Annotated in this window: 13 protein-coding genes; 9 read left to right on the forward strand and 4 right to left on the reverse strand. The window is 59.8% G+C overall.

All coding sequences use genetic code 11. The features are described 5' to 3' along the window. Nucleotides 1-8 precede the first annotated feature (8 nt). The gene (locus FBY12_RS02585) at nucleotides 9-623 is read left to right on the forward strand and encodes a GNAT family N-acetyltransferase (RefSeq protein WP_145250848.1); all 615 of its coding nucleotides are present in this window, start codon (nucleotides 9-11) and stop codon (nucleotides 621-623) included. Here the strand turns inward: FBY12_RS02585 and FBY12_RS02590 are convergent. After that, a complete protein-coding gene (locus FBY12_RS02590; protein WP_145250851.1) occupies nucleotides 589-1,482 on the reverse strand; it encodes a LysR substrate-binding domain-containing protein in 894 nt (297 codons plus the stop codon). The genes FBY12_RS02585 and FBY12_RS02590 overlap by 35 nt on opposite strands. A gap of 88 nt (nucleotides 1,483-1,570) precedes the next feature. Beyond that, on the reverse strand, nucleotides 1,571-1,831 hold the full coding sequence (locus FBY12_RS02595; protein WP_121733848.1) for a hypothetical protein: 261 nt from the start codon (nucleotides 1,829-1,831) through the stop codon (nucleotides 1,571-1,573). 176 nt (nucleotides 1,832-2,007) lie between these two features. Between FBY12_RS02595 and FBY12_RS02600 the strand changes: the two genes are divergently transcribed. Both FBY12_RS02600 and FBY12_RS02610 read left to right on the forward strand, forming a co-directional pair. Beyond that, the gene (locus tag FBY12_RS02600) at nucleotides 2,008-2,568 is read left to right on the forward strand and encodes an NADPH-dependent FMN reductase (RefSeq protein ID WP_092269522.1); all 561 of its coding nucleotides are present in this window, start codon (nucleotides 2,008-2,010) and stop codon (nucleotides 2,566-2,568) included. Between the two features lie 210 nt (nucleotides 2,569-2,778). Then, nucleotides 2,779-4,062, forward strand: a complete 1,284-nt coding sequence (locus FBY12_RS02610) for an arsenic transporter (protein ID WP_145250857.1) — start codon at nucleotides 2,779-2,781, stop codon at nucleotides 4,060-4,062. Nucleotides 4,063-4,191: 129 nt separating this feature from the next. Here the strand turns inward: FBY12_RS02610 and FBY12_RS02615 are convergent, their stop codons facing one another. After that, nucleotides 4,192-5,142: a DUF1853 family protein gene (locus FBY12_RS02615; protein WP_145250860.1), complete on the reverse strand. Its 951-nt coding sequence runs from the start codon at nucleotides 5,140-5,142 to the stop codon at nucleotides 4,192-4,194. A gap of 97 nt (nucleotides 5,143-5,239) precedes the next feature. Here FBY12_RS02615 and FBY12_RS02620 point away from each other — a divergent pair, with 97 nt between their 5' ends. The 6 genes from FBY12_RS02620 to pepN are packed head-to-tail and all read left to right on the forward strand — an operon-like array spanning nucleotide 5,240 to nucleotide 11,756. Then, nucleotides 5,240-6,130 carry an NAD(+) kinase gene (locus FBY12_RS02620; RefSeq protein ID WP_010459816.1) on the forward strand — a complete coding sequence of 297 codons (891 nt, stop codon included), beginning with the start codon at nucleotides 5,240-5,242 and terminating at the stop codon, nucleotides 6,128-6,130. Beyond that, nucleotides 6,127-7,101, forward strand: coding sequence for a metallophosphoesterase (locus FBY12_RS02625; protein ID WP_371927383.1), 975 nt, complete (start codon nucleotides 6,127-6,129; stop codon nucleotides 7,099-7,101). The genes FBY12_RS02620 and FBY12_RS02625 overlap by 4 nt, the downstream gene beginning before the upstream one ends. Continuing rightward, nucleotides 7,098-7,967 (forward strand): rhomboid family intramembrane serine protease, encoded by an 870-nt coding sequence (locus FBY12_RS02630; protein ID WP_145250866.1) that lies wholly within the window; start codon nucleotides 7,098-7,100, stop codon nucleotides 7,965-7,967. The genes FBY12_RS02625 and FBY12_RS02630 overlap by 4 nt, the downstream gene beginning before the upstream one ends. A gap of 33 nt (nucleotides 7,968-8,000) precedes the next feature. Further along, a complete protein-coding gene (locus FBY12_RS02635) occupies nucleotides 8,001-8,261 on the forward strand; it encodes a YeaC family protein (RefSeq protein WP_092269506.1) in 261 nt (86 codons plus the stop codon). Further along, nucleotides 8,258-9,088, forward strand: a complete 831-nt coding sequence (locus FBY12_RS02640; RefSeq protein WP_145250869.1) for a DUF2797 domain-containing protein — start codon at nucleotides 8,258-8,260, stop codon at nucleotides 9,086-9,088. Before FBY12_RS02635 ends, FBY12_RS02640 begins: the two co-directional genes overlap by 4 nt. A gap of 10 nt (nucleotides 9,089-9,098) precedes the next feature. Continuing rightward, entirely contained in the window at nucleotides 9,099-11,756 is a 2,658-nt protein-coding gene (gene pepN, locus FBY12_RS02645; RefSeq protein WP_145250872.1) for an aminopeptidase N, read from the forward strand. A gap of 608 nt (nucleotides 11,757-12,364) precedes the next feature. Here pepN and ppnN read toward each other — a convergent pair. Then, complete coding sequence (gene ppnN, locus FBY12_RS02650) at nucleotides 12,365-13,738, reverse strand: nucleotide 5'-monophosphate nucleosidase PpnN (RefSeq protein ID WP_101207945.1); 1,374 nt, start codon at nucleotides 13,736-13,738, stop codon at nucleotides 12,365-12,367. Between the last annotated feature and the right edge of the window lie 112 nt (nucleotides 13,739-13,850).

Here is a 13,850-nt window from a genome sequence, read left to right on the forward strand (position 1 = left end):
TTCCCAGCATGCAACCGGTCATGAATCCGAAGTACCCAGGACTGTCGGTCCGCGTTGCCGACGACGGTTTTGCGCCTTACATCTGGGGCAGCGATTTCAGTTTCGAAGTCGCCGCTTACGGTGGCGCCGCCATCGATACACCGGTGGCGCAATGGCCGGTGACACCGATCACGCCTTATCGCAAGTGTTACGGCATCGACCCGGAAGAGTTCAGCAGTTTCCGCGATGCCGCCGACAGCGCGATTTTCATGGCGTATCTGGATGACGAGCCGGTCGGCCACTTGGTCATCAGCACCAATTGGAACGGCTTTGCGCACATCGATGAGCTGGCGGTGCACGCTCCGGCGCGGCGCCACGGCGTGGCCAAGGCGTTGCTGGATGTCGCGCAATTCTGGAGTCGCAAGAAGAAGTTGCCGGGCATCATGCTCGAAACCCAGAACAACAACCTCGGTGCCTGCCGGCTCTATGAACGCTGTGGCTACGTAATTGGCGGCATCGACCATTTGCGCTATCGCGGCATCGATCCGAACACCGCCGAGGTGGCGTTGTTCTGGTATCGCTTGTTTGATAACCCGCTGGAAAACCCGCTCAGCTCGACAACATCGCCACGGCTTGTTCCGTGATGATCGCCAGCAATGCCTGAACGGCGGGCGAGGGCTCGGCGTTCTTCAGGGTCAAGGCATAGAGGCTGATCGGCACTGCGGGCGCCAACGGGCACACGTCGAGCCCGGACGACTTGGCGCCGAGCGCGGTAAACGGGTCGACGATGGCCAAGCCTTCGCCAGCCTCGACCATGCTGCGCATCATTTGATGCGTCTGCACGCGCGTCTGGATCACCAGCGCCGGGCGCAATGCCTGCAGCTTGCTTTCCAGCGCCGGGCTCAGCGGATCATGGCCGTCGAGGCCGACCATCGACTGGCCGGCCAGATCCTGCACTGACACGTATTTTTGTTTGGGTTGCAGCCAGCCATGCGGCGCGAGCAATTGCAGTTTGCCTTGGGCAATCACTTGGCAATCGACGTCGGCGTGCTCGGGATCGTGCAGGCTCAGGCCCAGATCACTCTCGCGCAGCAACAGGCTACGGACGATCTCGCGGGTGGGTTGGCTGAGAAGGGTGCACGGCGCATCGGGGAAACGTCGGCGCAGGGCCGCGATGCTGTGGGGCAATAATTGTTGGGCCAGCGGCGGGGTGCCGATGACGCGCAGCGGTGGTGCGAGGTATTGCTTGAGGCTGTCAGCCAGACGTTGCACCGGTTCCAGTGCCTGGTAGACGTGGGCGATTTCGACTTGCAGTTGCCGCGCCTCGCGCGTGGCCTGCAACCGACCGCGCACACTGGAAAACAGCATGAAACCCAACTGACCCTCGGCGTCGCGCAACACGCTTTCGACCTCGGCCACCGGCAACTGCAACCATTCGGCGGCGGTACCCAGGTGACCGGTCTGCAACAGCGCCTGAATCACTTCGATATGACGTAAACGCATGCGTGAAGTCCATGTTCAGCAGGTGAGGGAGTCAGTGGCTGAATCCTAACTCAAGTGCGTGCATATGACTTCTGCTCATAACAGTGGGTTATGAAGCGACGGTAGGTTCCGGCAGTTTACCGATGTAGGTATCCGGTTCACGCGTCAAGGTAATGTCCGACTGGATCAACTGGAAACGGTTTTCGTCGAGCTGTTTCATGCGATCGCCGATAGCCAGTTTGTAGGTGGTGACAGGCGCTGAGCCTTCAACACCGTCTGCCGACGGGGTGGATTCCTGGAACTCATGCACGGAATAAACGCGACCTTCCGCGTCTCTTGCATGAAACTGACCGACCAGTACTGCTGCCATCTGCTTAGAACCTCTGGAGATAAATCACTCAATTTGCGGTTCTGTAGACCGTTGTTAAGTGATGTAAGTTTTCCCGCTGGAAAAAAATAGTCAGCGGCGGCAATTTTCGCTCGCCCGCTGCTTGAATCGTCATTTATAACTACACGTCCTTTCCATCGCACAGTCGAGAATCTTCCATGAGCAACGTCTATACGATCGCCGTTGTGGTCGGCAGCTTGAGAAAAGAGTCGATCAATCGCAAGGTCGCACTGGCCCTGGCTGATCTGGCGCCGGCCAATCTGAAGCTGAACATCGTCGAAATCGGCGATTTGCCGCTCTACAACGAAGACATCGATGGCGATTCACCGCCGGCAGCCTACAGCACTTTCCGACAACAAGTGAGCTCATCCGACGCAGTGCTCTTCGTCACGCCGGAATACAACCGTTCGGTGCCGGCGCCATTGAAGAACGCGATTGACGTGGGATCGCGCCCCTACGGCCAGAGTGCCTGGAGCGGCAAGCCGGGTGCGGTGATCAGCGTGTCGCCGGGCGCCATCGGTGGTTTCGGCGCCAACCATCATCTGCGCCAGTCGATGGTGTTTCTCGATGTGCCGCTGATGCAGCAACCGGAAGCGTATCTGGGCGGCGCGGGCACGGCGTTCGATGAAGCGGGCAAGTTGTCGGAAACGGTGAAGCCGTTCCTGCAAAAATTCATCAATGCCTACGGCCAGTGGGTCGAACAACACAAAAAGGTCTGATCAAAATCCGTAGGAGCAAAGCTTGCTCGCGAAAGCGTCTGTGTATTCAACATCAAAGTTGCCTGATACAGCGCGATCGCGAGCAAGCTTTGCTCCCACAACTGTCTGTGGTTGCTGAGGATATTTGTTCGCCACCACGGAATTATCGCCTCGGCCATTCACTCTGTAGGATGTCCTTCCTTCCGATTGTCTGTTCAAGGCTGCTTGCGCATGCTCACCGCGTCGTTGATTTTCCTGCTGACCATAACCCTGGTGATCTGGCAGCCCAAAGGCCTCGGCGTTGGCTGGAGTGCGGTGCTCGGCGCGGTATTGGCGCTGCTGTTCGGCGTGGTGCACCTCAGCGATATTCCGCTGGTGTGGCAGATCATCTGGAACGCCACCGGCACCTTTGTGGCGCTGATCATCATCAGCCTGTTGCTCGACGAAGCCGGGTTTTTTGCCTGGGCGGCGTTGCACGTGGCGCGCTGGGGCAAGGGCAGTGGGCGCAAGCTGTTTGCCTTTATGGTGCTGCTCGGCGCATTGGTGTCGGCATTGTTTGCCAACGACGGTGCAGCACTGATCCTCACGCCGATCGTGATTTCCATGCTGCTGGCGCTGCGCTTCTCGCCAGCCGCGACCCTGGCATTCGTCATGGGCGCCGGGTTTATCGCCGACACCGCGAGCCTGCCGCTGGTGGTGTCGAACCTGGTGAACATCGTTTCCGCCGACTTCTTCCACATCGGCTTCAACCGCTACGCGGCGGTGATGGTCCCGGTCAACTTCGTCAGCGTCGGCGCCACGTTGGCGATGCTGATGTGGTTCTTTCGCAAGGACATTCCCAAGGCCTACGACCCCGAACAACTGGAAGATCCGAGCACGGCGATTCACGACAAAGCCACGTTTTACGCTGGTTGGGCGGTGCTGGTGATTCTGTTGATCGGCTGCTTCGCCCTGGAACCGCTGGGCATTCCGATCAGCGCGATTTCTGCGGTGTGCGCCGCGTTGCTGCTGGCGATCGCGGCGCGCGGGCACAAGATCTCTACGCGCAAAGTGATGAAAGAGGCGCCGTGGCAGATCGTGATTTTCTCGCTCGGCATGTACCTGGTGGTCTACGGTTTGCGCAACGCCGGGCTCACCGATTATCTCGCTGGATGGCTGAACAACTTCGCCGAGCACGGCATCTGGGGCGCGGCCCTGGGCACCGGCGTGCTGACGGCGCTGCTGTCGTCGATCATGAACAATCTGCCGACGGTGCTGATCGGGCTGTTATCGATTGATGCCAGCCAGGCGAGCGGGGTGATCAAGGAAGCGATGATTTACGCCAATGTCATCGGCAGCGACCTCGGGCCGAAAATCACCCCGATTGGCAGTCTGGCGACGTTGTTGTGGCTGCATGTGCTGGAGCGCAAAGGCATTCGGATTGGCTGGGGTTATTACTTCAAAGTCGGGATTGTGCTGACGGTGCCGGTGTTGTTGGTGACATTGGCGGCGTTGGCGCTGCGGTTGTCCTTCTAGACCAAGTTGGGCCATTCGCGGGCAAGCCTCGCTCCTACAGGAGTTGTGTCGTTCATATCATTCCCAAACGACCCAAACCTGTAGGAGCAAGGCTTGCCCGCGAAGAGGCCAGGCCAGACACCACAAACCTCAGCCATTACCCGGCACATTCGGCCAAAGATCCGCCACCAGAAACAGCCGCTCCGCTTCCTCCCACTCGCCTTGCGCATTCTCGACCAGCCGCACCATCAACTGCGCCGGCGCCAATGGTTCGAGCGCGGCGATCCACCTATCCAACTGCTCCCGCTGCCAAGTCTGCTCCGCCGGGTAATGCGCCGGCGCCAGCCAGGCGTGGCGGGGCAGGGGTTGCCAGCGGCCGAACGGTCGTTGCAGCACAAAATCTGCCCAATCCTTCTGATGCAACCAGCTGCCACGCAGATGCTGCGGATGCGCTCCGCTTGGCGAGTCGGACTGCCCCGGCCACGGATATAACAGGTAACCACCGAGCCACAAATGTGCGCTGAATTGCTGGATATCCAGCGCCGCCAGCACTTCGCGGCTTTCCGGTCGGGCGGAAATCGGCAATTGATGCTGGCTCAAATGCGCCAGTTTCCGGTCCAGCCGATCATGGCAACCGGGGCCGAGCCATTGCGCGGTGTCATGGCCGTCACCGTTTTGCGGCCCTAAATAAAGCTTGATCGCCAGTTCCAGGTGATGCACACCGTCGCGGTCGCGCAGAAGCATATCGAGTTCGCCAAGGGTGTGGCCCTCGCGGCGGATCGGCAGGTTGGCGGCGATCAATTCGATGCCGGGCGCATGCCGCACCGCGTATTGCCACAAGCGTTCGTAATACAGGCCCAGCCGTCGAGTGCGCGATTGCGCCAGCCAGTGCAGCAAGTCGTAGCTGTCGTGATCGAGTTGGCGCAACCAGCGTTCGAGGCCGTCCGGCGCCTGCACCCAATCGCTTCCGGTCAGCGGATGACGCTGCGGCCACGGCGGTTCGCCGAGCATTGGCGGGGCGAGAATGACCCACGCCAGGTCGCGCACTTCCGGGTGGCGTAACTGGTGGGGCAACTGGAGCAAATCTGGAAACAGGATCATCTTGCGAGCATAGCCGGTCAGCTCGCGGCTGAAAGGATTTTGTCTACGGACGGCTTTCGCCCATAATCGGGTTTTTTCACCGTCGCGCAGGAACCTCATGGAGCAATTTCGCAATATCGGCATCATCGGTCGCCTGGGCAGTTCACAGGTGCTGGATACCGTCCGCCGACTGAAACGGTTTCTGCTCGATCGTCACTTGCACGTGATCCTCGAGGACACCATTGCCGAAGTCCTGCCCGGCCATGGCCTGCAGACCTCATCGCGCAAGATGCTCGGCGAAGTCTGCGACATGGTCATTGTCGTCGGCGGTGACGGCAGTCTGCTCGGCGCCGCGCGTGCGCTGGCCCGCCACAACATTCCGGTGCTGGGGATCAACCGTGGCAGCCTGGGGTTCCTCACCGACATCCGCCCCGATGAGCTGGAAGTCAAAGTCGCCGAAGTGCTCGACGGCCACTATCTGGTGGAAAACCGCTTCCTGCTGCAAGCCGAAGTGCGCCGCCACGCCGAAGCCATCGGTCAGGGTGACGCGCTCAACGATGTGGTGCTGCACCCCGGCAAATCCACGCGAATGATCGAGTTCGAGCTGTACATCGACGGCCAATTCGTCTGCAGCCAGAAGGCTGACGGCCTGATCGTCGCGACGCCGACCGGTTCCACCGCGTATGCCTTGTCGGCCGGTGGCCCGATCATGCATCCCAAGCTCGACGCTATTGTGATTGTGCCGATGTACCCCCATACCTTGTCTGGCCGGCCAATTGTGGTCGACGGCAACAGTGAGCTGAAAATCGTCGTGTCCAAGGATATGCAGATTTACCCGCAGGTCTCCTGTGATGGGCAGAACCACTTCACCTGCGCGCCGGGTGACACCATCACCATCAGCAAAAAAGCGCAGAAGCTGCGGCTGATTCACCCGCTCGACCACAACTATTACGAAGTGTGCCGGACCAAGCTTGGCTGGGGCAGCCGTTTGGGTGGTGGAGGCGACTGATGCTCGATCCCGCGCGTAGCTACGACCTGATCGGTGACGTGCACGGTTGCGCTCTGACCCTTGAGCACTTGCTCGACCGTCTCGGTTATCACAAACACGCTGGCGTCTGGCGACATCCATCGCGCATGGCGGTGTTTGTCGGCGACATCATCGACCGCGGCCCGCGGATTCGCGAGGCGCTGCACATCGTTCACGACATGGTCGAGGCCGGTCAGGCGCTGTGCATCATGGGCAATCATGAATTCAACGCGCTCGGCTGGAGCACTCCGGCGCCGCCGGGCAGCGGCAAGCAATTCGTGCGCGAACACACGCCACGCCATGCGCGCCTGCTGGGCGAAACCCTGACCCAATTCGAAGATCATCCGGGCGACTGGCACGACTTCCAGCAGTGGTTCTATGAACTGCCCTTGTTCGTCGATGCCGGGCGTTTCCGCGTGGTGCATGCCTGTTGGGATGCCGGGTTGATCCAGCCGTTGCGCGCGTTGTTCCCCGATGGCTGCGTCGATGAGCATTTCCTCCAGGCCTCGGCCGTGCCCGGCAGTTTTGCCTGCACGGTGTTCGACCGCCTGCTGCGCGGCACCGACATGCGCCTGCCGGATGGCCAGACCATGACCAGCGGCGACGGCCTGACGCGAGCGTTCTTCCGCACCAAATTCTGGGAAGACGACCCGCAAACCTACGGAGACATCGTGTTTCAACCCGACGCCTTGCCTGAACCGGTGGCGCTGACGCCACTGTCGTCCTCTGAAAAGAGCAATTTGCTGCGCTACGGCGTCGACGAGCCGTTGTTGTTTGTCGGCCATTACTGGCGCAGCGGCAAACCGGCGCCGATCCGCCCCAATCTCGCGTGCCTGGACTACAGCGCCGTGCTCTACGGCAAATTGGTCGCCTATCGTCTGGACCAGGAAACCCGCCTCGATCCGCACAAGTTTGTCTGGGTCGATGTCGAGCGCCCGGAGGCTATGCAATGAGTACGGTGGCGGTTTTGCGTCTGCCGCTGGCGGTGGATTTGAGTGGTTTCGTCAAACTGCTGCAACGCATGCAAGTCCCGCATCGGGTCAGCGAAGAGGCGGGAGAGCAGGTGCTGTGGGTGCCGGACAACATCAGCGAAGACGTGCGTTCGTTGTACGAACGCTTTCCCGCCGGTGATCCCGAGCAGCAACTCGACATCCCGGTGGCACAGACCAGCAAACGTCCAGGTTTTGTCGAGCAATTGCGCCACAGCAAGGCGACCGCGGTGGTGTTGCTGCTGAGCCTGATCGTCGGCGCGGTGACGTTGCTCGGGGAAAACCTCGAGACGATGCACTGGTTTACCTTCCTCGATTTCCGCGTGGTCGGTGAATACATCCAGTTCACGCCATTGGCCGACAGCCTGGCGGCGGGGCAGTGGTGGCGGCTGTTCACGCCGATGTTGCTGCACTTTGGCTTCCTGCACCTGGCCATGAACGGCATGTGGTATTGGGAACTGGGTCGGCGCATCGAGGCGCGGCAGGGCAGCATCAACCTGATCGGCCTGACGTTGCTGTACAGCCTGGTGTCGAACTATTCGCAGTTCTATTACAGCGGCGCAACGCTGTTTGGTGGCTTGTCCGGCGTGCTCTACGGCTTGCTCGGGCATTGCTGGATCTTCCAGTTGCTGTCGCCGAACCCGGCTTATCGCCTGCCGCGTGGCGTGCTGGTGATGATGCTGATCTGGCTGGTGGTGTGCATGTCCGGGCTGATCTCGATGATCGGCTTCGGCGAAATCGCCAACGCCGCGCACGTCAGCGGGCTGCTCATCGGATGCTTCACCGGTTTGTTGGGCGGTTTGTACAACCGCCGTAAACTCGCCGTCTAAAACAGTTACTGAATAAAGAGCGCGGAGACCCTGATGTCCTCTTTTAACGAAATGATCAAAAACATCACCCCCGATATCTACCAGAGCCTGAAGCTGGCGGTGGAAATCGGCAAATGGTCGGACGGTGGCAAACTCACCGCCGAGCAACGCGAACTGTCGCTGCAAGCGATGATTGCCTGGGAAATACAGAACCTGCCCGAGGATCAGCGCACAGGTTACATGGGCCCGCAGGAATGCAGCTCGAAGTCGATTGAAGTGCCGAATATCCTGTTCAAGTCGGATGCCATCCATTGATTGAGATTGGCCGCGGTGCAATCAGTAAAATGTCGGCGCGCCTCGACGGGCCGGACGTGCAGTACGCTTTTCGTCTGGGCGATACCGAGGTGCCGGTCAATCCATTGATCGGCAGCACGGTCCGCCTCGAATTCCTGGGGGCGATTTTCTGTTCCCATTGCGGACGCAAGACCAAAACCAGTTTCAGCCAAGGGTATTGCTACCCGTGCATGACCAAACTGGCGCAGTGCGACCTGTGCATCATGAGCCCGGAACGCTGCCATTTCGACGCCGGCACTTGCCGTGATCCGGAGTGGGGCCAGACGTTTTGCATGACCGACCACATCGTTTACCTGTCGAATTCGTCGGGGGTGAAAGTCGGGATTACCCGGCTCAACCAGTTGCCGACGCGCTGGATCGATCAGGGCGCGCGCCAGGCGTTGCCGATCATGCGCGTCTCGACTCGCCAGCAATCGGGCTTCGTCGAAGATCTGTTCCGCAGCCAAGTGGCAGACAAGACCAATTGGCGTGCTTTACTCAAGGGCGAAGCGCTGTCGGTGGATCTGGCTGAAGTTCGCGATCGGTTGTTCGAGAGCTGCGCCGAAGGTTTGCAAGGTTTGCAGGAACGATTCGGCCTACAGGCAATCCAGACTATTGCCGATGTCGACGTCCTCGAAATCCGCTATCCGGTCGAGCAATACCCGGCCAAGATCGTCAGCTTCAACCTGGACAAGAACCCGATTGCCGAAGGCACGCTGTTGGGGATCAAGGGCCAGTACCTGATTTTCGACACCGGCGTCATCAATATTCGCAAGTACACGGCCTATCAGCTCGCCGTGCATAGTTAAGGATTCCAGCATGCGCACCGAACAACCGAAGATGATTTACCTGAAGGACTATCAGGCGCCCGACTACCTGATCGACGAGACGCACCTGACCTTCGAGTTGTTCGAGGACCACAGCCTGGTCCATGCGCAACTGGTGATGCGCCGCAATCCCGAACGCGGCCCGGGCCTGCCGCCGCTGGTGCTCGATGGCCAGCAGCTGGAATTGCTGACGGTCAACCTGGCTGACCGCGAGCTTGGCGCTGACGACTATGGGCTGACTGAAAACCACCTGACATTGCATCCGCAGAGTGAGCGTTTCACGGTCGACACCACCGTGCGCATTCACCCGGAAACCAACACCGCGCTGGAAGGTTTGTACAAATCCAGCGGCATGTTCTGCACTCAGTGCGAGGCTGAAGGCTTCCGCAAGATCACCTATTACCTCGACCGCCCGGACGTGATGAGCAAGTTCACCACCACGGTCGTCGCCGAACAGCACAGCTACCCGGTGCTGCTGTCCAACGGCAACCCGATTGCCAGCGGCCCCGGCGAAGACGGCCGGCACTGGGCGACCTGGGAAGACCCGTTCATGAAACCGGCGTACCTGTTTGCGCTGGTGGCCGGTGACCTGTGGTGCGTCGAAGACACCTTCACTACCATGACCGAGCGCTCGGTGGCGCTGCGCATTTACGTCGAGCCGGAAAACATCGACAAGTGCCAGCACGCGATGAACAGCTTGAAGAAGTCGATGCGCTGGGACGAAGAGGTCTACGGTCGCGAATACGATCTGGACATCTTCATGATCGTCGCGGTCAACGATTTCAACATGGGCGCGATGGAGAACAAAGGCCTCAACATCTTCAACTCCAGCGCCGTGCTGGCCCGCGCCGAAACCGCCACCGACGCCGCGCACCAGCGCGTCGAAGCGATCGTCGCTCACGAATACTTCCACAACTGGTCGGGCAACCGCGTGACCTGCCGCGACTGGTTCCAGTTGTCGCTCAAGGAAGGCTTCACGGTGTTCCGCGATTCCGGCTTCTCCGCCGACATGAACTCGGCCACGGTCAAGCGCATCCAGGACGTGGCTTATCTGCGCACTCACCAGTTCGCCGAAGACGCCGGCCCGATGGCCCACGCTGTGCGCCCGGACAGCTTCATCGAGATTTCCAACTTCTACACCCTGACCGTGTACGAAAAGGGCTCGGAAGTCGTCCGCATGCTCCACACCTTGCTCGGCGCCGAGGGTTTCCGTAAGGGCAGCGACCTGTACTTCGATCGTCATGACGGTCAAGCCGTGACCTGCGACGACTTCATCAAAGCCATGGAAGACGCGAATGGCGTCGACCTGACCCAGTTCAAACGCTGGTACAGCCAGGCTGGCACGCCACGTCTGGCGGTCAGCGAGTCTTACGATGCGGCGGCGAAAACCTACAGCCTTACGTTCCGTCAGAGCTGCCCGGCCACCCCGGACAAGGTTGAGAAACTGCCGTTTGTGATTCCTGTGGAATTGGGTCTGCTGGACTCCAAAGGCGCGCCAATTGCTTTGCGGCTGTCGGGTGAAGACGCTGCTCAAGGCACTTCGCGGGTGATTTCGGTGACGGAAGCCGAGCAGACGTTCACCTTCGTTGATATCGCTGAACAGCCGTTGCCTTCGCTGTTGCGCGGTTTCTCGGCGCCGGTGAAGTTGAGCTTCCCGTACAACCGCGATCAGTTGATGTTCCTGATGCAGCACGACAGCGACGGTTTTAATCGTTGGGATGCCGGACAGCAGTTGTCGGTGCAAGTGCTCCAGGAGTTGATCGCGCAGCAGCAGAAGGGCGAAACGCTGGTGTTGGATCAGCGGCTGATTTCGGCCCTGCGCACGGTGCTTTCCGATGAAACGCTGGATCAGGCGATGGTTGCGGAGATGCTGTCGTTGCCGGGCGAGGCGTATCTGACCGAAATCAGCGATGTGGCTGATGTCGATGCCATCCACACCGCGCGTGAGTTTGTGCGCAAGCAGTTGGCGGACAATTTGTTCGAGGCGTTGTGGCTGCGTTATCAGGCCAATCGTGATTTGTCGAAGAACACGCCGTATGTGGCTGAGGCTGAGCATTTTGCCCGCCGCGCGCTGCAGAATATTGCGCTGTCGTACTTGATGCTGAGCGGTAAGCCGGAGGTGTTGGCGGCGACGCTGGAGCAGTTTGAGACCAGTGACAATATGACCGAGCGCCTGACGGCGTTGGCGGTGTTGGTGAATTCGCCGTTCGAGGAAGAGAAAGCCAAGGCATTGGCGAGTTTCGCAGAGCACTTCAAGGACAATCCGCTGGTGATGGATCAGTGGTTCAGTGTTCAGGCGGGCAGCACGTTGCCGGGTGGGTTGGCACGGGTGAAGGCGCTGATGGAGCATCCGGCGTTCAATATCAAGAATCCGAACAAGGTGCGCGCGTTGGTGGGGGCATTTGCCGGGCAGAATCTGGTGAATTTCCATGCGGCGGACGGTTCCGGTTATCGGTTCCTGGCGGATTTGGTGATTGAGTTGAATGGGTTCAATCCGCAGATCGCTTCTCGGCAGTTGGCGCCGCTGACCCGCTGGCGCAAGTATGACGATGCGCGTCAGGCTCTGATGAAAGCGGAGTTGGAGCGGATTCGTGGCTCGGGTCAGTTGTCCAGTGATGTGTTTGAGGTGGTGAGCAAGAGTTTGGCTTGAGGTTTTTGGGCCAGTGAAGAAGGCGCCTTCGGGCGCCTTTTTTTTGTGTGAGGTCGGATTGTGGGTATATCCGTTGCTGCGGTGATGGCTGTAGGAGGGAGCTTGCTCGCGATGGCGTCGCGTCTGCCAACACATGCACTAACTGACCCACCGCCATCGCGAGCAAGCTCAGCTCCTACGGGATTTGCGCCTCGACCAAATCCAGCGTCCACAGCCATTCCCCTGTGGGAGTGAGCTTGCTCGCGATGGCGTCCTGTATTCAGCACATGCACTAACTGGCAGACCGCTTTCGCGAGCAAGCTCAGCTCCTACAAGATTTGCGGCACGTCCAAATACTGCGTCCGCAGCCATTCCCCTGTGGGAGTGAGCTTGCTCGCGATGGCGTCGTGTGTGCCAACACATGCACTAACTGGCAGACCGCTTTCGCGAGCAAGCTCAGCTCCTACGGGATTTGCGGCACGCCCAAATACTGCGTCCGAAGCCATTCCCCTGTGGGAGTGAGCCTGCTCGCGATGGCGTCATGCCTGCCAACACGTGCACTAACTCGCAGACCGCTTTCGCGAGCAAGCTCAGCTCCTACAGGATCTGTGCCACGTCCAAAATAACTATCAGGCAACCACGCGATAACACGGTACGTACGCCGCGCCGCCCGGTAGTTTCATCCGGTGCTGGGCTACGAACGCCTTGAGCAGTTGATCCAGCGGTTGCATCACCGCCACGTCGCCGCGGATTTGATACGGGCCATGTTCTTCGATCAGGCGAATGCCCTTGTCCTTGACGTTGCCGGCGACGATCCCGGAGAACGCGCGGCGCAGGTTGGCCGCCAATTCGTGGGCCGGCAGGCTGCGGCTTAGTTGCAGGCTCGCCATGTTTTCGTGGGTCGGGTCGAATGGGCGCTGGAAGCCTTCATCGATCTTCAGCAGCCAGTTGAAATGGAACGCGTCGTTGCGTTCGCGGCGGAACTGCTTGACCTCCTTGAGTCCGGCGGTCATCTGCCGCGCCACTTCGGCCGGGTCGTCGATGATGATTTCATAATGCTGCTTGGCCGCTTCACCGAGGGTCGCGCCGACAAACGCATCCAATTGCTCAAGGTACGGCGCCGCGTGTTTCGGCCCGGTAAGGATGACCGGGAAGGGCAGACCCTTGTTGTCCGGGTGCATCAAAATGCCCAGCAGGTACAGGAACTCCTCAGCGGTACCGGCACCGCCCGGGAAGATGATGATGCCGTGGCCGACGCGGACAAACGCTTCCAGACGCTTTTCGATGTCCGGCAGGATCACCAGCTCATTGACGATCGGGTTCGGCGCTTCGGCGGCAATGATCCCAGGTTCGGTCAGCCCGAGGTATCGCCCGCCCTGAATACGCTGTTTGGCGTGAGCGATGGTCGCGCCTTTCATCGGGCCTTTCATCACGCCGGGGCCACAACCGGTGCAGATGTCGAGGCTGCGCAAGCCCAGTTCATGCCCGACTTTTTTGGTGTATTTGTATTCTTCGGTATTGATCGAGTGGCCACCCCAGCACACCACAATCTTCGGCTCGACGCCGGGGCGCAGGGTGCGCGCATTGCGCAGCAGGTGGAACACGTAATCGCTGATGCCTTGCGAGGTGCTCAAGTCGATGCGCTGAGCGTCGAGTTCGTTTTCGGTGTAGACGATGTCGCGCAGGGCGCTGAAGAGCATTTCCCGAGTGCTGGCAATCATTTCGCCATCGACGAAGGCGTCGGCCGGCGCGTTCAGCAGTTCCAGGCGCACGCCGCGGTCTTGCTGGTGAATGCGGATTTCGAAGTCCTTGTAGGCTTCGAGAATGGTCTTGGCGTTATCAACGTGGGCGCCGGTGTTGAGGATGGCCAGGGCGCACTGGCGGAAAAGGGTGTAGGTGCTGCCGGAACCGGCTTCGCTCAGTTGCTGCACTTCACGTTGGGACAGGGTTTCGAGGCTGCCTTTAGGGCTGACGGAAGCGTTGATTACTTGACGTTGGGACATTCAATGATCCTTAAAACGATGCCGATCAGACAGGAGTAGCGATTGGCATCCGAATAAAAATGTATCCATGAAAGAAGATGGCACGAACTGCGGACTCTCGCCACGTCCCGGT

It is taken from the genome of Pseudomonas sp. SJZ131, from assembly GCF_007828705.1.
Lineage (GTDB): Bacteria > Pseudomonadota > Gammaproteobacteria > Pseudomonadales > Pseudomonadaceae > Aquipseudomonas > Aquipseudomonas prosekii.